Raw genomic sequence first — 24044 nt, 5'->3', positions numbered from 1 at the left:
GCCTCAGGGGCTTCCAGGCCGATTTCGTGCAGATCGCACCGGATGGTCGCAATTACGGGGGTGTGCTCTACCTGCTCCGCCCCGGTCGCATGCGCTTCGAATATCACCCGCCCGCGCAGCTCGAGATTGTCGCGGACGGCCGCTCGGTCGCGATTGTGGATCGCAAGCTCCGCACGCAGGATGTCTATTTCATCGAGCAGACGCCGCTGAAATTCCTGCTCGCGCAGAAGATCGACGTCGCCCGGGATTCGACGGTCACCGATCTGAAGCGCGCCGGCGACGAGGTGCAGCTCCTGCTCGAGGACAGATCGACCATCGGCGGCACCTCGAGGATCCGCGTCGTTTTCGACGGCCAGACCTACGCACTGAAGGAATGGACCGTGACGGACCCGCAGGGGTTCGATACGCGCGTGATGCTCTCCAACCTCGACACCAATGCCAATCCGGATCGCTCGCTCTTCGTGGTCGACGAGCAGAAGCTCATCAATCCGAACTGAGGACGACCGCTTCGCCATCGATTTCCAGCACGACCTCCGCTAGAGCATACGCCCGCCAAGTGGATACCGGTTGGCGGAAAAAGCGGATTCGAAAACAGGACGAGTGAGCGCCAGAGCTGATTCGATCAGATCGGTTTGCGCTCTGAGGAGAGCGCGCGGGAAAGGACGGCTCATGGCGAAAGCGCTCAGCATCACCAGCTGGAACATCAATTCGGTTCGGCTCAGAATCGATCAGGTCCTGCGCTTCCTGGCGGAGGACCAGCCGGATGTGCTTTGCCTCCAGGAAACGAAATGCCCCGACCCGGTCTTTCCTGCCAACGCCTTCGCGAAGGCCGGCTACGCGCATCAGTCCTTCATCGGCATGAAGGGCTATAATGGTGTGGCGATTCTCTCGCGCGAGCCCATCCGCCCGCTGGGCGCGCGCGAGATGTGCACAAGGCCCGATGCGCGTCACATCGCAGTGGAGATGGGGGAAGGCGCATCCGCCATCCAGCTCCACAATTTCTATGTTCCGGCAGGTGGTGATGTCGCCGACCCGGAAGCCAATCCGAAATTTGCGCACAAGCTCGCCTTCGTGGAGGAAATGCGGCAATTCTCCGAAAACCTGCGCAAGGCCGCCCCGCGTTCGGTGCTCGTCGGCGATCTCAACATCGCACCACTCGAGCATGATGTCTGGAGCCACAAGCAGCTTCTGGATGTCGTGAGCCACACCCCGGTCGAGACCGAGGCCATGATGGGCACGATTGCCGAGGGCGAGTGGTGCGACGCATTCCGGGCGCTCACGCCCGAGCCGGAAAAACTCTATTCGTGGTGGAGCTACCGCTCGCCGGATTGGGCGGTCGCGAACAAGGGGCGGCGCCTCGACCATATCTGGCTGGGGCGCGGGCTGAAGGACCAGATCATTTCGGGTGCTATTCGAAAGGAAACGCGCGGCTGGGAGCGCCCATCCGACCATGTTCCCATCACGCTGACCCTGGCACGCGATTGACAGGGTGCCTCAGATCGAGAGTTTGGACAGGGCGTTCGAAAATTGCCGGACTTCTTCGGCCACGGCATCGCGGAGAGCAATGGCGCTGCGCGGATATGCATCAAGCACACGCTCGATCAGATCGCGGGTTAAGACCAGCAATTGCGTCCGTTCGCGGGCGAGAGCCGTAGCTGGCCGCTCGATCGGCGCGAACAGCGCGGCCTGGCCGATGAGGGCCCCCGCCCGGAAAATGTGCGGGGAGGGCGCACCACTGTCCGAGGCATCCAGAATGATTTCGCCTTCGAGCACGAGAAACCCGCCATCCGAGAGTTCGCCCTTTCGGAACAGGATGTCACCGGCACGCAAAGACCGGCGTGAGGCTGAGAAGGCGAGCAGGCGCAACGCCTCGGATTCGACCTGCCGGAAGAGCGGCAGGGCTTTCAGAAGGAAGATGACATCATCGAGCCGCATCGCGCCTGTTCCTCAGGGCACCAGCTTATAGCCGCCGCTCTCCGTGACGAGAAGCCGTGCGCGACCTGGATCGGGCTCGATCTTCTGGCGCAGGCGGTAGATATGCGTTTCCAGCGTGTGCGTGGTCACATTGGAATTGTAGCCCCACACCTCCTGCAGCAGGACATCCCGCGGAATGACGCGCTGCCCCGCGCGATAAAGGAAGCGGATGATCGCCGTTTCTTTCTCGGTGAGGCGGATCTTCGAGCCCTTGTCCGTGACCAGGAGCTTCTGGCCGGGCCGGAAGGAGTAGGGGCCGACCTGGAAGATCGCGTCGTCGCTCGATTCATGCTGGCGCAGATGCGCGCGGATGCGCGCAAGCAGCACGGCGAAGCGGAAGGGCTTCGTCACGTAATCATTCGCGCCCGCCTCGAGCCCGAGAATGGTATCGGCCTCGCCATCATGCCCGGTGAGCATCAAGATCGGGCTCTTGAACCCGTTCTTGCGCATGATCTTCACGGCTTCGCGGCCATCGATATCCGGCAGGCCGACATCCATGATCACCAGATCGAAATGATCGGATTTGACCAGCTGAATGGCGGCTGTTGCACAGTCGACATTCTTGACCTGAAACTCGTCGTAGAGACCCAGCTGTTCGACGAGTGCCGTGCGAAGATCATTATCATCGTCGCAGACCAGAATTTTGCGAACCGAACTCATGCGTAACCTGCCTTCAGCCAGAAACCCGCGCCCTCGGACCGAGCGCGGCCCGATCCCCGCGCGCAGGATTGCAAGCGTTTGCGCTTTGGGGAAGAGTTCACGCGGGTTCTCACATGGAATTCAGCGTTTGTGTTCGACTTTTCCGGAGTTTTCAAGACGATGCTGCGCCCGCTTTCCCGGATCACCGTCCGCGCCGTGCCCGGCGGCCCGCGCCATATCGGCCGCATCACCCTCGGGCCGGTGACGTTACGGTGCCGAATCGGTCGAAGCGGCATCACCCATCGCAAGAAGGAGGGCGATGGCGCCTCGCCCCACGCGACGCTGCGGGCGGTGCGCGGCTTCTGGCGGCGTGACAGGCGCCTGCCACCAGTGACGGGCGTGCCGCTGCGGCCCATCCGGCCCGGCGATGGCTGGTGCGAGGTGCCGGGCGACCGCAATTACAACCGGCTCGTCAAGAAGCCCTATGCCGCGAGCCACGAGGACATGATGCGCAAGGACGGCCTCTACGATGTGGTGCTCGAACTCGACTGGAACCGCCGCCCACGCCGACAGGGCAAGGGAAGCGCCATCTTCCTGCATCTCGCACGCGATGAAGGCGGGCCTACCGCCGGCTGCATCGGCATATTCCGCAACCGAATCGATTTCGTGATGAGCCGGCTCTCGCCGAAAACGCGAATCGTGATGGGCTGATTCAGTGCCGCGCGCCGAAAATCCCACTGCCGACCCGCACATGCGTGGCGCCAAGCTGGATCGCGGGGTCGTAATCCGCGCTCATGCCCATGGAGAGGGTGGCGATGCCGTTGCGCCTGGCGATCTCGCCCAGCAGCGCGAAATGCGGTGAAGGTGGCTCCCCTGCCGGGGGAATGCACATCAGCCCCGAAACGATGAGGCCGTGGGATTCCCGGCAAAGGCGGATGAAATCATCGGCCGCGCCGGGCAGGATGCCCGCCTTCTGCGGCTCCGCGCCGGTATTGACCTGCACATAGAGCTTCGGCGCACGGCCAGTTCGGCGGATCTCTTTCGCGAGTTCGACCGCGAGCTTCTCCCGATCAAGCGTCTCGATCACGTCGAACAGCGCCACGGCCTCTTTTACCTTGTTGGTCTGGAGCGGGCCGATCAGGTGAAGCTCGATGCCGGGAAACTCCGCGCGCAGGCCGGGCCATTTCTCCTGCGCTTCCTGCACGCGGTTCTCGCCGAAGACGCGCTGGCCCGCAACAAGGGCCGGTCGGATGCGCGTCGCCGGCATGGTCTTCGAGACAGCCACAAGCGTGACGCTTCCAGCCTTGCGACCATGGTCCTTTTCCGCGCGGGCGATCTCGCCCTGCACGCGCGCCAGCGCCTCGATCACGTCCTGATGCGCCTCATCCATGGCCGATGCTCCGAAAATTGAAACCCTCGCGCAGGGAATCTCCGTTGACCGCAAAGCGGGAATATTGTCCATAGCGCGCGTGTTTCCCGCGCGAAAACGCGCCCTTCCAGAGCCTCAAGCCTGATCCATGCGCCCGAGCCGCTACAATTTCCGCGAAGCCGAACCCCGCTGGCAGAAAAGCTGGGACGAGGCGGAAACCTTCGCCACCCGCACCGACGATCCGCGCCCGAAATACTACGTGCTCGAGATGTTCCCTTATCCCTCGGGGCGCATCCATATGGGCCATGTGCGCAACTACGCCATGGGTGATGTGGTGGCGCGCTATCGCCGCGCGAAGGGTCATGCCGTGCTCCACCCCATGGGCTGGGACGCTTTCGGCATGCCGGCCGAGAACGCCGCGATGGAGAAGAAGAGCCATCCCGCCACCTGGACCTACCAGAATATCGCGACGATGAAGGCGCAGCTGAAGTCCATGGGCCTCAGCCTCGACTGGGCGCGCGAATTCGCGACCTGCGACCCCTCCTATTATCGCCACCAGCAGGCGATGTTTCTTGATTTCCTCCGCAGCGGCCTCGTTGCACGCAAGACCTCGAAGGTGAACTGGGACCCGGTCGACCAGACCGTGCTCGCCAATGAGCAGGTGATCGACGGGCGCGGCTGGCGCTCCGGCGCGCTGGTGGAACAGCGTGAACTCACCCAGTGGTTTCTGAAGATCGCCGATTATTCGGATGAATTGCTGGCGGCCCTCGATCATCTCCCGCGCTGGCCCGAGAAGGTGCGCCTGATGCAGGCGAACTGGATCGGCCGCTCCGAGGGCCTGATGGTGCGCTGGGCGCTTGACGGGGCAACCGTTCCCGCCGGTGAAACCGAACTCGAAATCTACACCACGCGCCCCGACACTTTGTTCGGCGCCTCCTTCATGGCGATTGCAGCGGATCATCCGCTGGCGAAATCGGCGGCGGCGAAAAACCCGGAACTTGCGGCCTTCTGCGAGGAATGCCGCCGCATGGGCACCTCGCAGGCCGTGCTGGAGACGGCCGAGAAGAAAGGCTTCGACACGGGCATCCGCGCGGTTCATCCGCTGCTGCCTGGAAAAACCGTGCCGGTCCATGTCGCGAACTTCATCCTGATGGATTACGGCACCGGCGCCATTTTCGGCTGCCCGGCGCATGACCAGCGCGACCACGATTTCGCGACGAAATACAATCTGCCGATCATCCCGGTGGTGCGCGCGGCTGATCTCTCGGACGAGGCAGCCAACGCCGCTTTCCGCCGCGAGAACCCGCCAGAGACGGAAGATGGCATTCTCTTCAATTCCGGCTTCCTCAACGGCCTGAACGTCGCGGATGCCGAGGAAGCCGTGGCGAAGAAGCTCGAAAAGGCAAGCCTCGGCCATCGCCCGGTGGCGCAGCGCAAGGTGAATTACCGCCTGCGTGACTGGGGCATCTCGCGGCAGCGCTATTGGGGCTGCCCCATCCCCGTCATCCATTGCGAGGCCTGCGGCACCGTGCCCGTGCCGAAGAAGGATCTGCCGGTGAAGCTGCCGGATGACGTGACCTTCGACGTGCCGGGCAATCCGCTCGATCGCCACCCCGCCTGGAAGCACGTGAATTGCCCGCAATGCGGCCTGAAGGCCCGTCGCGAGACCGACACCATGGATACGTTCGTGGATAGTTCATGGTATTTCGCGCGCTTCACGGACCCGTTCAACGAAAGCGAGCCGACAACCCTGTCTGCCATCCGGAAATGGCTGCCGGTCGACCAATACATCGGCGGCATCGAGCATGCGATCCTGCACCTCTTGTATTCGCGCTTCTTCACCCGCGCGATGACCAAGACCGGCCATGCCACGCTCGCCGAGCCCTTCGACGGGCTCTTCACCCAGGGCATGGTCGTGCACGAAACCTACAAGAACGCGGAAGGCGCATGGGTGCCGCCGGCGGATGTCCGCATCGAGACGGTCGAGGGCGAGCGCCGGGCCTTCGAGATCGCGAGCGGCGCCGAGGTTTCCATCGGCTCCATCGAGAAGATGTCGAAATCGAAGAAGAACGTCGTCGATCCCGACGACATCATCGCAAGCTACGGCGCGGATACTGCCCGCTGGTTCATGCTCTCAGACAGCCCACCCGAGCGCGATGTCATCTGGACCGAGGATGGCGTGCAGGGTGCCTCGCGCTTCCTGCAGAAGGTCTGGCGCCTTGTGGGCGATGCCGTTGCGCTTCCCGCGGGTGATTCGGGGCTCCTGCAGCCGGTCACCAAGGCTGCGCACAAGGCGATTCTCGCGGTGGGCGAGGATATCGAGCGCCTGCGCTTCAACCGCTGCGTGGCGCATATCCACGAGCTTTCGAATGCGCTGGCAGAGGCTCTGGCTTCTCCGGATGCCGCAAAGAATGGCGACCAGATCAAGGCCGCGGCGCGCATTCTCGTGCAGCTTTTCGCCCCGATGATGCCGCATCTCGCGGAAGAATGCTGGAGAGATCTCGGCGGCGAAGGCTTCGTGGCCGATGCCGCCTGGCCATTGGGCGATGCCTCGCTCATCGTCGAGGATCAGCTGCTGCTTCCTGTGCAGGTCAATGGTCGCAAGCGCGCCGATGTCAGCGTGCCGACCAATGCCGACAACGCGACTGTGGAAGCGCTTGTGCTCGCCGATGCAAGCGTGCAGGCTGCACTGGATGGCAAGCCCGTGCGCAAGGTGATCGTGGTGCCGAAGCGCATCGTGAATATCGTGGTGTGAGGACAGATGATCCGGCGGTCCTTTTTTCGACTGGCGATTCTCGGCGCGGTGGCAGGCGGGCTATCGGCCTGCCTCCAGCCCGTCCATGCACCGCATCTAGGAATTGGAGGCGGACCGATCGCGCAGGAACTGGCGCAGGTCTCCGTGGCGCCGATCGAGGGCTTCCTCGGCTATAACCTGAAATCGGAGCTTGATTACCTGCTGACCAATGGCGCTCCCGCGAGCGGCACCCGTTATCTGCTCACCGTGAAAACCCAGCAGACCGGCGCGACGAGCATCATCGACGCGCAGACCGCACGCCCGCAAAGCGTAACCCTTCAGGCCGAAGCCACCTATGAGCTGAAGGACACCCAGACCGGGGTCATCCGCGCCTCCGGGAGGACCTTCGGCTCCGCCAATTATGACCGTTCCGGCCAGCGCTTCGCCACCATCCGCGCGCAGCGGGATGCCGAGGAGCGTCTTGGCAAGGCCCTGGCGGAGCGTCTGCGCCTCATCGTGATCGGCGCGCTGTCAAACAATGCTGCGCCGCGCCGCACGGGCCCGGCCCCGGCTTTGTCGCGACCCATCGATCCGTGGGATGAGGCGCCTGCACGCAACCCCGGTGACGAAACCGGCTGACCCACCATGAGCGCGATCCGGCCCGGCGATGTCGATCGCCTGATCGCCCGTGGCGGAGGCGAGTATCGCATCATGCTGGTGCATGGGCCGGACGAGGGCCTTGCGCGTCTGCGCGTGCGGGCCATGGCGGAGGCCGTGCTTGGCGCAGCTGCCGACCCCCTCAATCGTGTGGAACTCGATGCCGAAACGCTGAACTCCGATCCGGCGCGGCTGGCGGATGAAACGCAAGCCATCTCCATGTTCGGCGACAAGCGTGTGATCATCGTGCGGCAAGCCGGCAAGCTCAGCAAGGGCATCTGGCAGGCTTTGCTGGAGATTGGGAGCCCTGGCTCGCCTGTTATTCTGCACGCGGAAGAGCTAACGAAACCCCATGCGCTTCGTATCGCCTGCGAATCGAATCCGGCTGTCGCCGTGATCGCGTGCTATCCGCTCGAGGCACGTGATCTGGAGCAGGCCGCGCAGGCGCGCCTGGGCGCCGCCGGCCTTCGACTCGGGCCCCAGGCGGCTGCACATCTCGTGGATATGCTCGGGGCGGATCAGTCGCTCTCCCTCCAGGAAGTCGACAAGCTCGCGCTCTATTGCCACGGACAGCAGGAGGTGGAGATCGCGGATATCGACGCGATACTCGCGGATGCCTCGGCCAGTTCGGCCTCGGAACCCATCGACACGGCATTCGAGGGCAATCTTCAGGGAATCGAGCCTGCGATGCAGAGGTGCCGGCGTGACGGCATATCGGCCACAGCGGTGCTGACTCTGGCGCTCAACCATGTCCAAATGCTGCATCGCCTGGTGCGCGCGCGCGCGGAAAACATGCTGGATCAGGCCGTGAAGCAAGAGCGGCTGTTCTTTCGCCGGGAGGCACGCGTGCGGCGTCAGGCTCAGAACTGGTCGCCGGATGGAATCCGGCGTGCCGTAGAAACACTTGGCACGGCGCAGGCGCAGAGCCGGAAAAACGCCGCGCTCGAAGAAACCATCGTGGCCCGCGCCCTCTGGGCCGTGGCCCTAGCCGCGCGCCGGAGCAGCAACTGAGACAGCCAGCCGATGGCTCAAGGCATCGAGCTGTTCGAGCGTGCGGTAGCGGATCGCGATCGCTCCGCCCTTCTCACCCCGATGCTCTATGCTGACGGCCAGGCCGAGAAGATCGGAAAGGCGCTGCTCCAGCGCTCTCGTATCGGCATCCTTCTCGCGAACACGAGGCTGGCGCGGCGCTTCGCCCTCCGCCTCCCTCTGCGCGATACGCTCGACGTCTCGGACCGTAAGCCCTTGATCAACAACGCGTTTCGCTACAAGTTCCGGATCTGAGACGGAAAGAAGGGCGCGGGCGTGGCCGGCGGAAAGCGCGCCGCTGGCGAGCTTCTCCTTCACGCCATCCGGCAATCGCGCAAGACGCAATGTGTTCGCGACATGGCTACGACTTTTTCCAAGGATCTGCGAGAGATCGCTCTGGGTGTAACCATATTGCAGGATCAGCGATTCGTACCCCCTCGCCTCTTCCAGCGCGTTGAGATCCGCCCGCTGCACATTCTCGATGATTGCCAGCTCGAGGGCCTGCTTGTCATCCGCCTCGATGATGACCACGGGAACATCATGCAGGCCGGCGCGCTGGGCCCCGCGCCAGCGGCGCTCGCCCGCGATAATTTCGAAGGCATCTGGCACGCCGGGGACACCGCGCACGACAATGGGCTGAATGATGTCACGCTCCCGAATCGATTGCGCCAGCTCCTCGAGTTCCGCCTCGTGGAAGGTCACGCGAGGGTTCATCGGGTTCGGGCGCAGGAACTCGATTGGCACCCGACGCTGGCTCCTCAGCCGCTTCTCGGCGGCGCTCTCGGCGCCGACATCTCCCAGCAAGGCGGCCAGGCCGCGACCCAGACGGTTTTTGGAAAGATCATCGTTCACCGGGCCTCTCCCCCTCACTCGGCTGCCTGCATCAGGCGCTCACGCTGGATCACTTCGGATGCCAGCTTCAGATAAGCCTGGCTGCCCGCGCATTTGAGATCATAGAGAAGCGCCGGCTTGCCGAAAGATGGGGCTTCAGACACACGAACATTGCGCGGGATGACTGTCTCGAAAACCTTCGCGCCGAGGAACTGCCGGACATCCCGGATGACCTGATTGGCGAGATTGTTCCGCGGGTCAAACATGGTGAGAACCACGCCATAGATCTCGAGGTCCGGATTGAGGGAGTTCCGAACTTGCTCGACCGTCTTGAGGAGCTGGCTCAAGCCTTCCAGAGCGAAGAATTCGCATTGCAACGGCACAAGCACGCCATCCGAAGCCGCGAGCGCGTTGATGGTCAGCAGGTTCAAGGAAGGCGGACAGTCGATAAGAATATAGGAGAATGGGGCATTCGCGCCGAGACGGTCAGTCGCGGCACGCAGCTTATGCGTGCGGTCTTTCTGCCCGGCGAGCGTGATCTCGGCACCCAGAAGATCCATCGTCGCCGGCACGATGGATACGCGGGGGACATCCGTGGCTTGCGCGGCCTGCACCAGATCTAGTTCGCCGAGCAGCACATCATAGCTCGATCGAGTCCGCGAGGCGCCATCCAAACCCAAACCCGTCGAAGCATTGCCCTGGGGATCAAGATCGATCAGCAGGACATGCTCGCCAATGGCAGCCAGGGCAGTACCCAGATTGATGGCTGTCGTGGTCTTTCCCACGCCGCCCTTCTGGTTCGCAATCGTTAGAACACGAGGCTTCATGGGTCTCTCCCGGAAATCCTAGGGTCGACAGGACCTCATGTCAGGCCGGTGATCCGAATGATCCGCGCCTCAGGCTCTGTTCGACTCGCGTGCAGCTCATGAGAGAAATGCCAGTGCCTGCCGGCTTCGGTCAACTCCGCAGCATACTCTCTCCCCTTCGGAAAGAGACCTGTTGCCCCGCTTTTCAACAACTGCTTTGCGTAACCGATCAGGTCGGTCAGCGGTGCAAGGGCTCGCGCGGTCACAATGTCGGGGGGCGCAAGCTTTGGCAGGACGGTTTCGATGCGATCGCCATGCACCCGGGCCGGGAGGGCCAGTTGCGTTGCGACATGGCGCAGGAAGGCGGCTTTCTTGCTGTTGCTTTCGACCAGATCGATCGTCCCCCCGACTTCCTTGAGCTGACAGGCCAGCACCAGCCCCGGCAAGCCACCGCCAGATCCCATATCGATCCAGGCTCGGGCGTTCGGAGCAAGTGCAAAGAGTTGCGCTGAGTCGAGGATATGCCGCGACCAGATCTGTCCAAGTGTCGAATGGGCAACGAGATTGGTGATCTTTTGCCAATGCGTGAGGAGAGCGACGTAAGCCTCAAGCCCCTTCATTGTTTCACATGAAACACCGAAATCTGCAATCAGTGCTTCTTTCGATGCGCGCTCGCTGGCACCCTCAGGGGACATGGGGCCTGTCCTTGCCTCTCTGAACCAACGCGGAGAGCAGCAGAAGCGCGGTGGGTGTCATGCCCTCAATCTCGGCAGCCTCAGCCATGGAACGCGGCCGAATCGACGCAAGTTTCTGCCGAACCTCGCCGGAAAACCCCGGATGATCTTCATAAGCAAACTCAGCGGGAATCAACAAGTCCATGTCCCGGCGCAGCCGTTCCACGTCACGCGCTTGGCGCTCCAGGTAGACCATGTACTTGGCCTCGATCTCGAGCTTCTCCCGAACCGGCACTGGCGTCAATTTCAGTTCGGCATCGAAAGCTTCCAGGGTCGCGAATTGGACACCAGGCAACGCCAGCAACTGCAAACCGTTGCGGCGAACTCCATCATGATTGAGCGAAAGCCCGTGGCCCGCTGCCTGATTCGGTGTCACGGAAATCCAACGCAATCGTTCCCGTACCGAATCGATCTGCTCCTGCTGGGCCCGGAAATGAAGAGAACGCTCGGAGCCGACCAGTCCCAGGCGAACGCCAAGATCTGTGAGGCGCTCAGGCGCGTTGTCCGCACGCAGCAGCAGGCGGAATTCGGATCGGGACGTGAACATCCTGTATGGCTCTGTCACCCCATGCCGCGTGAGATCGTCGATCATGACGCCAATATACGACTGGGTGCGGTTGAAGGTGATGCCGTCCAATCCACCAGCTTTGCGGGCCGCGTTCAGCCCGGCGACCAGTCCCTGCGCGCCGGCCTCTTCATAGCCGGTGGTTCCGTTGATCTGGCCGGCGAGGAACAGGCCGCCGAGCACTTTCAACTCCAAAGTCGGGTGGAGGGCGCGCGGATCGACATAGTCATATTCAATCGCATAACCATACCGGATGATCCGCGCCTTCTCCAGCCCCGGAATGGTCGCGAAGAACGCAACCTGCGCCTCGGCCGGCAGCGAGGTCGACAGCCCATTGGGATAAACGAGCGGGTCTTCCAGGCCTTCAGGCTCCAGAAAGATCTGGTGACGGTCCCGATCCGCAAAGCGCACAACCTTGTCCTCAATCGACGGGCAATAACGCGGGCCTCTTCCCTCGATCTGCCCGCCAAACATCGCGGATCGATGGAGGTTGGCCGTGATCACCTGATGAGTCGCCGGCGTTGTATACGTGATGCCGCAAGCGACCTGCGGATTCGCGATACATCTCGTGAGCGCGGAGAAGGGTTCAGCAGGATTGTCTCCATGTTGCCGCTCGCACGCCGACCAATCGATCGTTCCGCCATCCAGCCGCGCCGGCGTACCCGTCTTCAACCGCCCCATGGGCAGTTGGAGTTGGAGCAGTCGTCGCGATAACTGCTCGGCGGCCGCTTCGCCGACCCGCCCGCCGGGCGTCCGGTCGCCACCAACATGGATGACGCCGCGCAGAAATGTCCCAGTGGTAAGGACTACCGATCCCGCCCGAATTCGTTGGCCGCCGGCCAGCTCAACGCCCGCGACCGAGCCCGACTCCACAATCAGGTCGACCACCTCCCCCTCAACCACCGCCAGATTCTCCAGGCGAGCCAGCAGATCCTGCACGGCAAGGCGGTACAACTTACGATCCGCCTGCGCTCGCGGACCGCGAACGGCAGGCCCTTTCGACCGGTTGAGAACCTTGAAATGGATGCCCGCGCGGTCGATTGCGCAACCCATGATGCCATCCAGTGCATCGATCTCCCGAACCAAATGCCCCTTGCCCAAGCCGCCGATGGCGGGATTGCAGGACATGACACCGACATTGTCCCAGCGATGGGTTACGAGCGCGACATGCGCGCCAAGCCGCGCCGCTGCGGCAGCTGCCTCGGTGCCTGCATGCCCACCGCCAACGACGATAACATCGAAGGACAACCCGCCCGCAGGCCCGCCTTGTTTCACGTGAAACATCGCTCACTTCCCGATGCAAAAGCGACTGAAGATTTCCCCCAGAACATCATCCGGGCTGATCCGACCGACCAAGGCATCGAGCGCATCGCACGCAACGCGCAGCTCCTCCGCACGAATATCCATGGCGATCGCGTCATGCCCAATCGCTCGATGCAGCGCATCCGCTGCACGCAGCAAACATTGCGCATGTCGTTCATGGGCAACAAGCGCTCCGTATCCCTGTTCGAAATCAAACCGCTCAATCCCGGCTCGACGGTGAATTTCTTTCGTCAGCGAATCGATTCCCTCGCCGGTCTTGCTTGAAACCACCAGCGAACCATCTGCGGATCGTGGGCCAAGGTCGCCTTTGGTGTTGACGACCAGAAACCGCGTGTCGAATGGTTTCGAAGGCGAATCGATCGCTGAGGCCCAAATGACAAGGTCCGCTGATTCCCCGGCCCGCATCGAACGACGCATTCCCTCCGCCTCGAGTTCATCCGCGGCGTTGGAGCGAAGCCCGGCCGTATCCATGAAGATCACCGGCAGGCCATCGAGATCCGCCACGGCTTCGACAATATCCCGCGTCGTACCAGGCAAGGGCGAGGTCATCGCCACATCGCGATCGACCAACGCATTGAGAAGGCTGGATTTTCCCGCATTCGGCTCCCCGAGGATGGCGACGCGGAAACCCGTACGAATTTTCTGTCCGATACGAAGCGAAGATGCCGCCTGACGCAAGGCCTCGGCCAAGTGCCGAATATCTCGTTCCGTTTCCGAATCGAGTCGATCGAGGACGTCGCCCTCATCGCCGAAATCAATCTCGGCCTCCACCCGGGCCCGAAGACCCATGAGCGCGCGGCGCCACTCGGTGCTCATCCCGCGCAACCGGCGCGAACCATCCAAAGCGAGCTTGCGCTGAAGCTCCGTTTCAGCCGCGAGCGTGTCCGAGAGCGCCTCGACATCCAGCAGGTCCATCCTGCCGCCGAGCCACGCGCGGCGCGTGAACTCGCCAGGCAGGGCCGCACGCAAACCCGGAACATCGCTTAGCCGCGCAAGCAACTGGCGCATCACCGCCACGGAGCCATGTGTCTGAAACTCGACCACATCCTCGCCGGTAAAAGAATGGGGCGCGGGGAAATGCAGCACCAACCCGCGATCAAGCAGAGAACCATCCCGAGGATCGCGGATGGCGCGGAGGGTGGCCTCGCGCGGCCGCACCGGCTTATCCAGAAAAAGTCCGAGAATCTCGGGGACCGCAGGGCCGGAGACGCGAATCACGGCGACGCCACTCCGCGCGGCACCGCTGCTCAGCGCGAAAATCGTCTCCACCTCCATGGCGACACCACGCCCTCCGCCTTGTCAGGTCTTCATGGTCAGGTATTCATGGAATCGAAAAACTCGCCATTGGTCTTGGTCTGGCGAAGCTTGTCGAGCAGGAACTCGATCGCGTCCTGCGGGCCCATCGGGTTCAGGATGCGGCGCAGCACATAGGTCTTCTGGAGCTGGTCGCGCGGGGTGATGAGTTCTTCCTTGCGGGTGCCCGATTTGAGGATATCGAGCGCGGGAAAGACCCGCTTGTCCGCAACCTTGCGATCGAGCACGATTTCCGAGTTGCCGGTGCCCTTGAACTCTTCGAAGATCACTTCATCCATGCGGCTGCCGGTATCGATCAGCGCCGTCGCGATGATCGTCAAAGAGCCACCTTCCTCGATGTTGCGGGCCGCGCCGAAGAAGCGCTTCGGGCGCTGAAGGGCATTCGCATCCACGCCGCCGGTCAGCACCTTGCCCGAAGACGGAACGACCGTGTTGTAGGCCCGGCCGAGACGGGTGATCGAATCGAGCAGGATAACCACGTCGCGCCCATGCTCGACCAGGCGCTTCGCCTTCTCGATCACCATTTCGGCCACCTGCACGTGGCGGGTCGCAGGCTCGTCGAAGGTGGACGAGACGACCTCGCCGCGCACGGAACGCTGCATGTCGGTCACTTCCTCGGGTCGCTCGTCGATCAGCAGGACGATAAGATAGCATTCCGGGTGATTGCCGGTAATCGACTGCGCAATATTCTGCAGGAGCACGGTCTTGCCGGTGCGCGGCGGGGCGACGATGAGCGCGCGCTGGCCCTTGCCGATCGGCGAGACGATATCAATCACACGCGAGGACATGTCCTTCTTCGTGGGATCAATCGTTTCCATCTTCAGCCGCTGGTCCGGATAAAGCGGCGTCAGGTTGTCGAAATGCACCTTGTGGCGCGCTTTCTCCGGGTCCTCGAAATTGATGGTGTTCACCCTGAGCAGCGCAAAATAGCGCTCGCCGTCGCGCGGTGAGCGAATGAGACCCTCTACCGTATCGCCGGTGCGCAGCGAGAATTTCCGGATCTGCATCGGTGAAATATAGATATCATCCGGGCCTGCGAGGTAATTCGCATCCGGAGACCGCAGAAAGCCGAATCCGTCCTGAAGTACTTCGATCACGCCCTCACCAATGATCTCGGTGTCACGGGCGGCCAATTGCTTCAGAATCGCGAACATCAGCTCCTGCTTGCGCATGGTGCTGGCCCCCTCAACCTCGAGTTCCTCGGCGAAGTTGAGCAATTCCGTTGGAGATTTTGTCTTGAGATCCTGAAGCTTGATCTCGGGCATGACGAAAAACCTTGTCTGGTCGGGAAGGGCCGGAGACGGCCCGGGGTTGGGGAAAAATAGGGCCCGTCTCTCGCGGTCCGGATCACCGACAGCACGGCCAACGGGCTCGTGCCGATCAGGCGGCGACCAAATCCGGACCCGTTTCGCCGCAGATCGAGAGCAAAACGGCGGATTCACTTGCTCGATTAGCGCCTTTCGCGCCGCTTCACAAGAGCCGCTTCAAAAAGGCTTCACGATCACGAAAATGACGATGCCGATCATCAGAAGCGTGGGTACTTCGTTCTGGATGCGAAAGAAACGGCCCGGCCGCGTGTTCGTTCCGGCGGCAAAGCTTCTGAGCCAGAAGCCCTGAAACCCGTGATGGGCCGACAGCGCGACGACCAGCGCGAGTTTGGCATGCAGCCAGCCCCCCCTGAGGCCAAAGCTCGACCAGGCAAGCCAGAGCCCAGTGATCCACGCCACGATCATCGCCGGCCGCATGATGTAACGATAAAGCCGGTATTCCATCACCCGGAACAGGCGATCCTGCTCGGAACCCGCCGGGACACTCGAATGATAGACGAAGAGCCGCGGGAGATAGAGCAGCCCGGCCATCCAGGAGATGACCGCCAGGACATGCAGGGTCTTGATCCAGAGGTCCATCATCCGCGAATGCGCTCCAGCATGCGTTCGACATGGGGAATCGGCGTCTGCGGCAGGATGCCATGCCCGAGATTGAAGATGTGCGGCAGCCCATCCGTCGCCGCGAGAATGTCATCGACCGCGCGATCCAGCGCATCGCCACCTGCGATCAGCACGAGGGGATCGAGATTGCCCTGCGTGACAATCTGCGGCGGCAAGCCAACCCGAACCTCTGCCAGTCGGGCCGCCGTGTCGAGACTGATCGCCTGAACGCCGGTGCGATCGACAAAGCCGCGCAGGCTTCCGGCGACGGCGCGCGGGAAGGCGATCACCGGCACATGTGGGTGGCGTGCCCGAACGGCGCTGGTGATCCGCGCCACGGGCTCCACGCACCATGCGTCGAATTCCGAAAGCGGCAACGGCCCGGCCCAGGAATCAAAGATCTGGACGATTTCCGCCCCGGCATCGATCTGCCGGATGAGATGAATGATGCAGCTTTCCGTCAGCGTGTCGATGAGCTTTGCGAAAGCCTCGCGATGCCGATAGGCGAAGAGCCGCGCCGGCGCCTGATCCGGCGTCCCTTGACCGGCGATCATGTAGGTCGCCAGGGTCCAGGGAGCGCCGCAGAAGCCGATGAGCGAGGTCGAGGCGGGGAGCGCTGCCCGCACGCCGCGAAGGGCCTCATAGACCGGCTGAAGCTCTTCCTCGTCGAGTTTGGCTGCCAGCGCTGTCAACGCTTCCGGTGTTTCAATGGCATCGAGCCTTGGGCCTTCGCCTTCCACAAACCGAACACGCTGCCCCAGGGCATCGGGAATGACGAGAATGTCGGAGAAGATGATCGATGCATCGAAGCCGAACCGCCGGATCGGTTGCAAGGTCACCTCGATCGCGAGTTCCGGGGTGTAACAGAAGGACAGGAAATCAGGTGCCGTTGCCCTCACCTCGCGATATTCCGGAAGATAACGCCCCGCCTGCCGCATGAGCCAAACCGGTGGCCGGGTCTTGACCCGTCCGGTAAACAAACCACGCAAACCATCCATTCCTAGACCCCTCTAATAAAGAAAGGAAACCTTCTTCTTTTCTTTTTCTCTTGGAGGGGCTTAGAGCGAAAGACGGCTTCCGTCCACAGCACCTTGCCATCCATCCGCGATACCATCCACAGCCCGCCTCGGACCGTGCTTCCCGAACCGCTTGAAAACAAGAGAGTTCCTGCCGCGGATTCACAAGCCAGGAGCTTATGCCGGATATCATTCCTGACATTTCCGAACCTCTCCCGCTTGTGGGTCTGTGAATCCGAATGCGGGCTTTTCCCCACCCCGAAAGCGATGCGGGCCAGCGATGCCCGCGTTCAGCCCGGCTTTCCCGGCTTGACAACAGCCCTGTGGAGAAGTCCGTAGACAAGCCAGACAACCGGGCGAATCCAGCGAGTTACGGAACGCGATGGGCCGCAATTTCTTTCATCTCCATCTCGTCTCGGATTCTACCGGCGAGACGCTGATCACCGTCGGGCGAGCCGCGACGGCCCAGTATCAGGGCATCTCGCCGATCGAGCATGTCTATCCGCTGGTGCGCAACATGCGGCAACTCGATCGCGTGATCTCGGAAATCGAAAGCGAGCCGGGCATTGTTCTCTTCACGCTTGTCGAGAAGGATCTGTCGGAGCGCCTGCGCTCGGCCTGCGAGGAAATGGGGTGCCCGAGCATGTCGGTCCTGGAGCCGATCGTTGGTTTGTTCCAATCCTATCTCGGCGTGGCGATGACCCCGCGCATCGGTGGACAGCACACGCTTTCCACCGAGTATTTCCGGCGCATCGATGCCCTGAATTTCACCATGATGCATGATGACGGCCAGCTGCTCGACAATCTCGAGCAGGCCGATGTCGTGCTGGTGGGCGTCAGCCGCACCTCCAAGACGCCAACGAGCATCTATCTCGCCAATCGCGGCATCAAGACCGCCAATGTGCCTCTGGTGCCAGGTGTGCCGCCGCCGACGGAACTCGAGCACCTGTTCAAGCCGCTGGTCGTGGGTCTGGTGGCCTCGCCCGAGCGCATCGTGCAGATCCGCCAGAACCGCCTGCTCGCGCTCAATGCCGATGACCGGGACGCGGCCTACACGGACAAGCAATCCGTGATCGATGAAATCCTGCGGGCCCGGCGGCTCTTCGACAAGCATGACTGGCCGGTGATCGATGTCACGCGCCGCTCGATCGAAGAGACCGCCGCGGCCATCATCGATCTGCACCGCACGCATCGCCTGGGGCTGATCGCGCAATGAGTGCCTCCCCTTTCTGGCTCGGCGACGAGCCACTCGTTCTCGCCTCGGGCAGTTCCGCGCGTCGGCTGCTGCTGGAATCCTGTGGTATCCCGCTCGAGATCGTCCGGCCGCGGGTGGATGAGAAGGCGATCGCCGCCACTCTGCTGGAAAGCCGTGCCGACCCTGCTGAAATCGCCATCGCCCTGGCCCATGCCAAGGCCGAGGCTGTCGCGCGGCTTCACCCGGATCGCTTGGTTCTCGCCGCCGACCAGACCCTCGACCTGGAGGGCTCTCTCTTCATGACGCCGGCGGATCGCGGCGCTGCACAGGCGCAGATCGCGCGTCTCCGGGGCAAGGCGCATCACCTGCATTCGGCCTCGGCCCTGCGGCGCGGCGAAACCGTGCTCTGGGCAGGCCTTTCCTCAGCTACGCTGCTCATGCGGCCTTTTGACGACGCCTTTCTTGAACGCTATCTCGACGCGATGGGTCCGCGGGTCACCGAAACCGTCGGCGGCTACGAGATGGAGGGTCTCGGTCCGCATCTCTTTTCGGAGATCGTCGGCGATCACGCGACCATTCTCGGCCTGCCGCTCCTCGGAGTGCTCTATGCGCTGCGCGAGGCGGGCGTGCTGGCCGGCGCCGAGGAGATCGAGGCATGAAGCGCGCGCTCGTCATTGGATTTCCGGTCTCTCAGGCGCGCTCGCCCTTGCTGCACAGCTTCTGGCTGAAGGAATATGGCATTGCAGGCGAATATGGCCGCGAGGAAGTGCCACCGGAGAATGTGGCCACCTTCCTCCAAAGCCTCCCTGCGCGCGGATTCGCGGGTTGCAATGTCACGATTCCCAACAAGGAAGCGGCCTTCCGCGCCTGCACGCACACCACGCCACGTGCCTCCGCGCTCGAAGCCGTGAACACGATCTGGTTCGAGAATGGCGAGATCTGGGGCGACAACACGGATGGGGTCGGCTTCGTTGCCCATCTCGATGCCGTTCATCCCGGATGGGAGCAGGCCAACAGCCGCATCCTCCTGCTTGGCGCGGGCGGCGGCGCGCGCGGCCTTGCGATGCCTTTATTGGAGCGGAAACCCCGGCGACTCGCCTTCTGCAACCGCTCGTCGGATCGCGCCCGCAAGCTGGTGGCCGACCTGAAGAAGGTCGCGCCCGATGCCCCGGTCGAGATCGTTCCGTGGGCCGCGAAAGACACGGCGCTCGCCGAATTCGATCTCCTGATCAACACGACGAGCCTCGGCATGCAGGGCAAGGAACCGCTGACGCTCGATCTTTCCACCCTTCCCGCGCACGCGATCGTTGCGGATATCGTCTATGTGCCGCTGGAAACACCGCTTCTGGCGGCGGCGAAGGCGCGCGGGCTCAAGACGCTTGATGGCCTCGGCATGCTGCTGCATCAGGCCGTGCCCGGCTTCGAGAAATGGTTCGGCCGTAAACCGGAGGTCACCGAAGCCCTGCATGCGCATATCGTCGCGCATCTGCCGAAGTGACCCGAAATGTTCCGGCTGGGCCTCACGGGTTCGATCGGCACGGGCAAATCCGCCACCGCTGCCATGCTGCGCGAACTCGGCGTGCCGGTTCATGATGCTGATGCTGCGGTTCACGCCCTCTATCGCGGACGCGCCGCGCCGCTGATCGAGGAGGCTTTTCCCGGCACGGTCAAGGATGGCGAGGTAGATCGCAGGAAGCTCGCGGGCGCGCTGGATGGCAAGGCGGAGCGCTTTCGGAAACTGGAGTCGATCGTGCATCCGCTCGTGCGCGAAGAAGAGGAGCAGGCGATCGCCCAAGCCCAACGCGCGGGCCACAGGCTCATCGTGCTCGATGTGCCCTTGCTCTTCGAAACGAAAGGCGAAAACCGGTGTGATGCCGTGCTGGTGACCACCGTTTCGCCCGCGACTCAAGAATCGCGCGTGATGGCCCGGCCCGACATGACCGAGGAACTTTTCCACGCTCTTCTGAATCGCCAGATGCCGGATGCCGAGAAACGCAAACGCGCCCATGTCATACTGGAAACCGGCCGGGGTTTTCCGGCCGCGCGGAACGATCTTCAGGCCCTTCTCCGGGCCCTGGCACCGCGCCTCTACTGACATTCGGGCGGAACCATGCGCGAGATTGTGCTCGATACCGAAACGACCGGCCTCGACCCCCTGCGCGGCGACCGTCTCGTGGAGATCGGCTGCGTGGAAATCGTCAACCGCTTCGTCACGGGGCAGGTCTTCCACCGCTACATCAACCCGGAGCGCCCGATGTCGCCCGAAGCTTTCGCGGTGCACGGGCTTTCCGATGCTTTTCTTGCTGACAAGCCGGTCTTCCGGCAGGTCGCCGAGGAGTTTCTCGCCTTTATCGGGGATGATCCACTGGTCATCCACAATGCGAGCTTCGATATGGGTTTCCTGAATGCCGAACTGAAGCGCATGAAAAAGGGCTCGCTCGCCGCAGACCGGGTGATCGATACCCTCGCCATCGCCCGGCGGAAACATCCGGGCCAGCAGAACTCGCTCGATGCGCTCTGCGCCCGCTATGGCATCGACAACAGCCGGCGCTCGCGCCATGGGGCGCTGCTCGATGCCGAGATCCTCGCGGAAATCTATGCGGAGCTGACCGGCGGCAAGCAATCGAGCCTGCTGCTCGGCGCCTCATCCGAGCACGACGGCGGACCCGGCCGGGATGCCGCAGGGCAGGCTCAACAGCGCGCGCAACTCTCCGCCATCCATCTGATCACGCAAGAAGAACGCGCCCTGCACCGCGCCTTCGTGGCGGAGATGGGCGAAAAGGCGCTCTGGAAGGCCTATTGGGCCGAGGCGGAAAAGGCGGCGGCGGTGCCGCCTCCCGCGTGAGGGTTCAGTTGTGCGCGGACGCGCCGGAATCCTGCATTTCTGCCATCCTCTGGTGATAAAGCGCGCCGAAATCGATCGGCTGGAGCAGGAAGGGCGGGAAGCCGCCGTCACGAACAGCATTGCCCACGATGGAGCGCGCGAACGGGAAGAGCAGGCGCGGGCACTCGATCATCACTACCTGGTGCATGTGCTCGGCGGGAATGTTCACGAGCCGGAAAATGCCGGAATACAGGAGCTCGAAGCGGAAGATCAGGTCGTCGGCCTCGCCCGCCGAACCCTCGAGCGAGAGATCGACCTCGAATTCGCCGCCGCCCAGTTCCTTCGCGTTCACGTTCACCTGGACATTGATGGCCGGCGGAACCTGCTTCGGTTGCAGCGAGCGCGGTGCATTCGGGTTCTCGAAGGACAGATCCTTCACATATTGCGCAAGCGCATCGAGCTGCGGCATGCCGCCATTTCCTTCAGCCATGGTTCTGATCCTGTCCTCGTGTGTCAGGCGGGAATTTCGCCCGCCGGGGCTATGAAAGCACCCGATATTCGGGCGCTGGATTACACGCAAGGCCCGCGCGCCTCAAGGCCGGTTCGGTGCATCGGGCGGCAAGCGGGTTTCACGCGTGGGGATTTCGCGCCATTCTCCGGGTTCAAGATCGATCACGTCATCCCTCTGCGGCGGCGGCGCAGCGCGCCGGATGATCGCGCTGCGCAGCCCCGGCGCCAGCAGCGCCAGCCCGAAAAGCGAAAGCACGAAACCCGGCATCATCAGGGTCAGCGCGAGCATCATGCCGGTGCCGAGCCTTTCCAGCTGGATGAGGCCGAAGCCCGGCGCGGAAACCTTCAGCAGGGAGCGCCCGGTCAGCCAGACCAGCGCGAAAAGCCCCAGCGCGCTCTTGCAGATGGCCGCAAGAAGGACGGTTCCAAGACCCCATTTCTGGGCCAGCAGCATGAACAACGCGCCTTCCAGCGCCATCCAGAGCAGAAACCACAGGCCCGGGCGCAGCACGAAAGCCTGAAGGCCGCGCGCCATGGCCATATTGCGCTCATTCGGGTCGGGAAATCGGCCCATCCGGAATCTTTCGCCTCGTTTTCCTTGCGCCTGGCGGTCGAATCGGGGATGGCGCCAGACAATCGAACACCCTATATGGGAAGGATAAAGCAGGAACCAATGGGTCGCGCCCATGGGTTTCGCGACTGTACAGGTGCTCCTCGATGCAGAACTTCGACATTCTCACGCTTGTTTTCCTCGGGCTGGCGATTTTCGTCATCTACAAGCTGCGCTCGGTTCTGGGCCAACGCACGGGCACCGAGAAACCGCCTCAGGATTTGATGATTCGCCGCGAGCAGGCGGCGGAACAGCCGGCGCCGGGCGCCAGCAACACCAATGTCGTGCCGCTCGCCAGCGTGCGGGGACCTCAGCCGGCCGCCGAGCCGGAAGCCCGCCTGGCCGGCGTGGTTCCGCCGGATTCGCCCGCTTTTGGCGGCCTTGTCCAGATCATGCAGAGCGATTCCACCTTTAACCCGCGCGAGTTCCTTGGCGGCGCGCGGGCGGCCTATGAAATGATCGTGATGGCCTTCGCGCAGGGCGACCGCCGCACCCTGAAGGATCTCCTCTCGCCAGAGGTCTATGAGGGCTTCGAGGGCGCGATCAAGGATCGCGAGAGCCGCAACGAGAAGGTCGAGACACAATTCGTCTCCATCGACAAGGCCGAATTCTCGGATGCCCTGCTGCGCGCGAAGAGTGCGCAGGTGACGGTGAAATTCCTCTCCAAGCTCATCACCGCAACGCGTGATGCGCAGGGCGCGGTCATCGATGGCAACCCCGAAAAGGTCACCGATGTCACGGATATCTGGACCTTCGCGCGCGATGTCACCTCGCGGGATCCGAACTGGCGTCTGGTGGCGACTGAATCGGCCTGAGGCTCTGGTCGTTGCCGGGCTGGGGCTTCTGGCCGTGAGTGGCGCTGCGCCAGCCGAAATCCCGCGCGCCCTGCAAACCGTGGCCGAACAGGCGGATCTGCGCCCGCTCGCCTTCTCCGAGCTCTCCGTCTGGGGGCAGGACGATGCGGGCGCCGCCTTCCGCGCCTTTCTCGAGACCTGCAAGCCTTTGGCCGAAGGTGCCGCTGCCCAGCGGCTCGGCGTGAAGCCGCCGGAAGGGCTCGTCGCCATCTGTCGCAAATCTCTTGCCGAGCCGATCACTGACAGCCGGGCTGCGCGGGCGTTCTTCGAGGCGCATTTCCAGCCCTTCGAAATCCGACCCAGGATTGGGAATGGCTTCCTGACGGCCTATTTCGAACCGGAAATCGTGGCGTCCCGCGAGCGCATGGCAGAGTTTCCCGTGCCGGTGCTGCGCCGTCCGCCGGACCTCGTGACCTTCGCGCAGGATGAACCCCGCCCGCCGGGGATCGACCAGACCTATTCTGCCGCCAGCATGAGCGGGGGCGTTCTTTCCATCTATGCGGATCGCGCGGCGATCCGGGCGGGTGCGCTGGCCGGCCAGGGTCTTGAAATCGCATGGCTCCGGGACGAGGCCGAGCTTTTCATCATCCAGGTGCAGGGCTCGGCACGCCTGACCTTCACGGATGGCACGCGCGCGCGATTCACCTATGCCGGGCGGAACGGGCATCCCTACACCTCCATCGGCCGAATTCTCGCGGAGCAGGGCGAGATACCCCTCCCGGAGATGTCGCTGGAGCGCCTGATGGGCTGGCTTCGGGCCGATCCGGCGCGCGGGCGCGCGCTGATGGAGCGGAACCGTTCCTACATCTTCTTTGCGCTCGAGCCGATGCTCGATCCTGCGCGCGGCCCAATCGGTGGCGCGGGTGTTCCACTGACAACAGGACGTAGCCTCGCGGTGGATCGGACGATCTGGCCCTATGGACTGCCGGTCTGGATCGAGGTTGCGCCGCTCACGCCTGAAGGTCCGCGCCGGCCTCTCGATCGCCTGATGATCGCGCAGGATACCGGTTCGGCGATTCTCGGCCCGGCGCGCGGGGATTTCTTCATGGGATCAGGCCCCGAGGCAGGGCAGCGCGCCGGTCTCGTGCGCGATTCGATGCGTTTTGTCGTCCTCTGGCCTCGGGGGGGATGA

General features: G+C 63.1%; 26 protein-coding genes. 13 read left to right on the top strand and 13 right to left on the bottom strand.

Annotated elements, in window-relative coordinates; genetic code table 11:
* Both ACKODO_RS14275 and xth read left to right on the top strand, forming a co-directional pair.
* Window positions 1-497, top strand: a 497-nt coding sequence (locus tag ACKODO_RS14275; protein WP_408984108.1) for an outer-membrane lipoprotein carrier protein LolA, incomplete at its 5' end; no start/stop codon positions are given.
* A gap of 172 nt (window positions 498-669) precedes the next feature.
* Window positions 670-1485: an exodeoxyribonuclease III gene (gene xth, locus ACKODO_RS14270; protein WP_408984107.1), complete on the top strand. Its 816-nt coding sequence runs from the start codon at window positions 670-672 to the stop codon at window positions 1483-1485.
* Window positions 1486-1494: 9 nt separating this feature from the next.
* Here xth and ACKODO_RS14265 read toward each other — a convergent pair whose 3' ends face one another.
* Together ACKODO_RS14265 and ACKODO_RS14260 are read right to left on the bottom strand one after the other, a co-directional pair.
* Window positions 1495-1935 carry a cyclic nucleotide-binding domain-containing protein gene (locus ACKODO_RS14265; protein ID WP_408984106.1) on the bottom strand — a complete coding sequence of 147 codons (441 nt, stop codon included), beginning with the start codon at window positions 1933-1935 and terminating at the stop codon, window positions 1495-1497.
* A 12-nt stretch (window positions 1936-1947) separates the two neighbouring features.
* Window positions 1948-2634 (bottom strand): response regulator transcription factor, encoded by a 687-nt coding sequence (locus ACKODO_RS14260; protein ID WP_408984105.1) that lies wholly within the window; start codon window positions 2632-2634, stop codon window positions 1948-1950.
* Window positions 2635-2793: 159 nt separating this feature from the next.
* On the opposite strand from ACKODO_RS14260, the gene ACKODO_RS14255 reads away from it, so the two are divergent.
* Window positions 2794-3324: a L,D-transpeptidase gene (locus ACKODO_RS14255; RefSeq protein WP_408984104.1), complete on the top strand. Its 531-nt coding sequence runs from the start codon at window positions 2794-2796 to the stop codon at window positions 3322-3324.
* Between the two features lies 1 nt (window position 3325).
* Here the strand turns inward: ACKODO_RS14255 and ACKODO_RS14250 are convergent, their stop codons facing one another.
* A complete protein-coding gene (locus tag ACKODO_RS14250) occupies window positions 3326-4003 on the bottom strand; it encodes a YggS family pyridoxal phosphate-dependent enzyme (RefSeq protein WP_408984103.1) in 678 nt (225 codons plus the stop codon).
* 127 nt (window positions 4004-4130) lie between these two features.
* Here ACKODO_RS14250 and leuS point away from each other — a divergent pair, with 127 nt between their 5' ends.
* The 3 genes from leuS to holA are packed head-to-tail and all read left to right on the top strand — an operon-like array spanning window position 4131 to window position 8384.
* On the top strand, window positions 4131-6737 hold the full coding sequence (gene leuS / locus ACKODO_RS14245; RefSeq protein WP_408984102.1) for a leucine--tRNA ligase: 2607 nt from the start codon (window positions 4131-4133) through the stop codon (window positions 6735-6737).
* A gap of 6 nt (window positions 6738-6743) precedes the next feature.
* Window positions 6744-7355 (top strand): hypothetical protein, encoded by a 612-nt coding sequence (locus tag ACKODO_RS14240; RefSeq protein ID WP_408984101.1) that lies wholly within the window; start codon window positions 6744-6746, stop codon window positions 7353-7355.
* Between the two features lie 6 nt (window positions 7356-7361).
* On the top strand, window positions 7362-8384 hold the full coding sequence (gene holA / locus ACKODO_RS14235) for a DNA polymerase III subunit delta (protein ID WP_408984100.1): 1023 nt from the start codon (window positions 7362-7364) through the stop codon (window positions 8382-8384).
* On the opposite strand, the gene ACKODO_RS14230 is transcribed toward holA, so the two are convergent.
* From ACKODO_RS14230 to hemE, 8 genes are all read right to left on the bottom strand, one after another.
* On the bottom strand, window positions 8358-9254 hold the full coding sequence (locus tag ACKODO_RS14230) for a ParB/RepB/Spo0J family partition protein (protein ID WP_408984099.1): 897 nt from the start codon (window positions 9252-9254) through the stop codon (window positions 8358-8360). The two genes, holA and ACKODO_RS14230, sit on opposite strands and share 27 nt — an antisense overlap.
* 14 nt (window positions 9255-9268) lie before the next feature.
* The gene (locus tag ACKODO_RS14225; protein WP_408984098.1) at window positions 9269-10060 is read right to left on the bottom strand and encodes a ParA family protein; all 792 of its coding nucleotides are present in this window, start codon (window positions 10058-10060) and stop codon (window positions 9269-9271) included.
* A 35-nt stretch (window positions 10061-10095) separates the two neighbouring features.
* Window positions 10096-10734 carry a 16S rRNA (guanine(527)-N(7))-methyltransferase RsmG gene (gene rsmG, locus ACKODO_RS14220; RefSeq protein ID WP_408984097.1) on the bottom strand — a complete coding sequence of 213 codons (639 nt, stop codon included), beginning with the start codon at window positions 10732-10734 and terminating at the stop codon, window positions 10096-10098.
* Complete coding sequence (gene mnmG, locus ACKODO_RS14215) at window positions 10724-12622, bottom strand: tRNA uridine-5-carboxymethylaminomethyl(34) synthesis enzyme MnmG (RefSeq protein WP_408984096.1); 1899 nt, start codon at window positions 12620-12622, stop codon at window positions 10724-10726. Before mnmG ends, rsmG begins: the two co-directional genes overlap by 11 nt.
* Window positions 12623-12625: 3 nt before the next feature.
* On the bottom strand, window positions 12626-13936 hold the full coding sequence (gene mnmE, locus ACKODO_RS14210; protein WP_408984095.1) for a tRNA uridine-5-carboxymethylaminomethyl(34) synthesis GTPase MnmE: 1311 nt from the start codon (window positions 13934-13936) through the stop codon (window positions 12626-12628).
* 38 nt (window positions 13937-13974) lie between these two features.
* On the bottom strand, window positions 13975-15240 hold the full coding sequence (gene rho, locus ACKODO_RS14205) for a transcription termination factor Rho (protein ID WP_408984094.1): 1266 nt from the start codon (window positions 15238-15240) through the stop codon (window positions 13975-13977).
* A 219-nt stretch (window positions 15241-15459) separates the two neighbouring features.
* Window positions 15460-15885 (bottom strand): protoporphyrinogen oxidase HemJ, encoded by a 426-nt coding sequence (hemJ, locus tag ACKODO_RS14200; protein ID WP_408984093.1) that lies wholly within the window; start codon window positions 15883-15885, stop codon window positions 15460-15462.
* Window positions 15882-16901 carry a uroporphyrinogen decarboxylase gene (gene hemE, locus ACKODO_RS14195; RefSeq protein WP_408984092.1) on the bottom strand — a complete coding sequence of 340 codons (1020 nt, stop codon included), beginning with the start codon at window positions 16899-16901 and terminating at the stop codon, window positions 15882-15884. Before hemE ends, hemJ begins: the two co-directional genes overlap by 4 nt.
* Window positions 16902-17301: 400 nt before the next feature.
* On the opposite strand from hemE, the gene ACKODO_RS14190 reads away from it, so the two are divergent.
* Genes ACKODO_RS14190 through dnaQ form a run of 5 tightly spaced genes read left to right on the top strand, consistent with a single transcriptional unit; the run spans window position 17302 to window position 20959 of the window.
* Window positions 17302-18135, top strand: a complete 834-nt coding sequence (locus ACKODO_RS14190; RefSeq protein WP_408984091.1) for a pyruvate, water dikinase regulatory protein — start codon at window positions 17302-17304, stop codon at window positions 18133-18135.
* Complete coding sequence (locus tag ACKODO_RS14185; RefSeq protein WP_408984090.1) at window positions 18132-18773, top strand: Maf family protein; 642 nt, start codon at window positions 18132-18134, stop codon at window positions 18771-18773. Before ACKODO_RS14190 ends, ACKODO_RS14185 begins: the two co-directional genes overlap by 4 nt.
* Window positions 18770-19612: a shikimate dehydrogenase gene (locus ACKODO_RS14180; protein ID WP_408984089.1), complete on the top strand. Its 843-nt coding sequence runs from the start codon at window positions 18770-18772 to the stop codon at window positions 19610-19612. Before ACKODO_RS14185 ends, ACKODO_RS14180 begins: the two co-directional genes overlap by 4 nt.
* A 6-nt stretch (window positions 19613-19618) precedes the next feature.
* Window positions 19619-20209: a dephospho-CoA kinase gene (gene coaE / locus ACKODO_RS14175; RefSeq protein ID WP_408984088.1), complete on the top strand. Its 591-nt coding sequence runs from the start codon at window positions 19619-19621 to the stop codon at window positions 20207-20209.
* Window positions 20210-20224: 15 nt separating this feature from the next.
* The gene (gene dnaQ / locus ACKODO_RS14170; protein ID WP_408984087.1) at window positions 20225-20959 is read left to right on the top strand and encodes a DNA polymerase III subunit epsilon; all 735 of its coding nucleotides are present in this window, start codon (window positions 20225-20227) and stop codon (window positions 20957-20959) included.
* A 4-nt stretch (window positions 20960-20963) separates the two neighbouring features.
* On the opposite strand, the gene secB is transcribed toward dnaQ, so the two are convergent.
* On the bottom strand, window positions 20964-21428 hold the full coding sequence (gene secB / locus ACKODO_RS14165; RefSeq protein ID WP_408984086.1) for a protein-export chaperone SecB: 465 nt from the start codon (window positions 21426-21428) through the stop codon (window positions 20964-20966).
* A 102-nt stretch (window positions 21429-21530) separates the two neighbouring features.
* The gene (locus tag ACKODO_RS14160) at window positions 21531-22022 is read right to left on the bottom strand and encodes an FxsA family protein (RefSeq protein ID WP_408984085.1); all 492 of its coding nucleotides are present in this window, start codon (window positions 22020-22022) and stop codon (window positions 21531-21533) included.
* A 143-nt stretch (window positions 22023-22165) separates the two neighbouring features.
* Between ACKODO_RS14160 and ACKODO_RS14155 the strand changes: the two genes are divergently transcribed.
* Window positions 22166-22873, top strand: a complete 708-nt coding sequence (locus ACKODO_RS14155) for a Tim44/TimA family putative adaptor protein (RefSeq protein ID WP_408984084.1) — start codon at window positions 22166-22168, stop codon at window positions 22871-22873.
* A gap of 34 nt (window positions 22874-22907) precedes the next feature.
* Window positions 22908-24044, top strand: coding sequence for a murein transglycosylase A (locus ACKODO_RS14150; protein ID WP_408984083.1), 1137 nt, complete (start codon window positions 22908-22910; stop codon window positions 24042-24044).

The sequence above is a fragment of the Rhabdaerophilum sp. genome (genome assembly GCF_046092605.1).
Classification (GTDB): domain Bacteria; phylum Pseudomonadota; class Alphaproteobacteria; order Rhizobiales; family Beijerinckiaceae; genus Rhabdaerophilum.
Note: the sequence above shows the minus strand (reverse complement) of the source record. Positions and strands in the feature narration are given on the sequence as shown.

Coding starts and splice junctions, on each gene's coding strand:
- xth (WP_408984107.1), top strand. CDS start 670: ATGGCGAAAGCGCTCAGCATCACCAGCTGGAACATCAATTCGGTTCGG.
- ACKODO_RS14265 (WP_408984106.1), bottom strand. CDS start 1,935: ATGCGGCTCGATGATGTCATCTTCCTTCTGAAAGCCCTGCCGCTCTTC.
- ACKODO_RS14260 (WP_408984105.1), bottom strand. CDS start 2,634: ATGAGTTCGGTTCGCAAAATTCTGGTCTGCGACGATGATAATGATCTT.
- ACKODO_RS14255 (WP_408984104.1), top strand. CDS start 2,794: ATGCTGCGCCCGCTTTCCCGGATCACCGTCCGCGCCGTGCCCGGCGGC.
- ACKODO_RS14250 (WP_408984103.1), bottom strand. CDS start 4,003: ATGGATGAGGCGCATCAGGACGTGATCGAGGCGCTGGCGCGCGTGCAG.
- leuS (WP_408984102.1), top strand. CDS start 4,131: ATGCGCCCGAGCCGCTACAATTTCCGCGAAGCCGAACCCCGCTGGCAG.
- ACKODO_RS14240 (WP_408984101.1), top strand. CDS start 6,744: ATGATCCGGCGGTCCTTTTTTCGACTGGCGATTCTCGGCGCGGTGGCA.
- holA (WP_408984100.1), top strand. CDS start 7,362: ATGAGCGCGATCCGGCCCGGCGATGTCGATCGCCTGATCGCCCGTGGC.
- ACKODO_RS14225 (WP_408984098.1), bottom strand. CDS start 10,060: ATGAAGCCTCGTGTTCTAACGATTGCGAACCAGAAGGGCGGCGTGGGA.
- rsmG (WP_408984097.1), bottom strand. CDS start 10,734: ATGTCCCCTGAGGGTGCCAGCGAGCGCGCATCGAAAGAAGCACTGATT.
- mnmG (WP_408984096.1), bottom strand. CDS start 12,622: ATGTTTCACGTGAAACAAGGCGGGCCTGCGGGCGGGTTGTCCTTCGAT.
- mnmE (WP_408984095.1), bottom strand. CDS start 13,936: ATGGAGGTGGAGACGATTTTCGCGCTGAGCAGCGGTGCCGCGCGGAGT.
- rho (WP_408984094.1), bottom strand. CDS start 15,240: ATGCCCGAGATCAAGCTTCAGGATCTCAAGACAAAATCTCCAACGGAA.
- hemJ (WP_408984093.1), bottom strand. CDS start 15,885: ATGATGGACCTCTGGATCAAGACCCTGCATGTCCTGGCGGTCATCTCC.
- hemE (WP_408984092.1), bottom strand. CDS start 16,901: ATGGATGGTTTGCGTGGTTTGTTTACCGGACGGGTCAAGACCCGGCCA.
- ACKODO_RS14190 (WP_408984091.1), top strand. CDS start 17,302: ATGGGCCGCAATTTCTTTCATCTCCATCTCGTCTCGGATTCTACCGGC.
- ACKODO_RS14185 (WP_408984090.1), top strand. CDS start 18,132: ATGAGTGCCTCCCCTTTCTGGCTCGGCGACGAGCCACTCGTTCTCGCC.
- ACKODO_RS14180 (WP_408984089.1), top strand. CDS start 18,770: ATGAAGCGCGCGCTCGTCATTGGATTTCCGGTCTCTCAGGCGCGCTCG.
- coaE (WP_408984088.1), top strand. CDS start 19,619: ATGTTCCGGCTGGGCCTCACGGGTTCGATCGGCACGGGCAAATCCGCC.
- dnaQ (WP_408984087.1), top strand. CDS start 20,225: ATGCGCGAGATTGTGCTCGATACCGAAACGACCGGCCTCGACCCCCTG.
- secB (WP_408984086.1), bottom strand. CDS start 21,428: ATGGCTGAAGGAAATGGCGGCATGCCGCAGCTCGATGCGCTTGCGCAA.
- ACKODO_RS14160 (WP_408984085.1), bottom strand. CDS start 22,022: ATGGGCCGATTTCCCGACCCGAATGAGCGCAATATGGCCATGGCGCGC.
- ACKODO_RS14155 (WP_408984084.1), top strand. CDS start 22,166: ATGCAGAACTTCGACATTCTCACGCTTGTTTTCCTCGGGCTGGCGATT.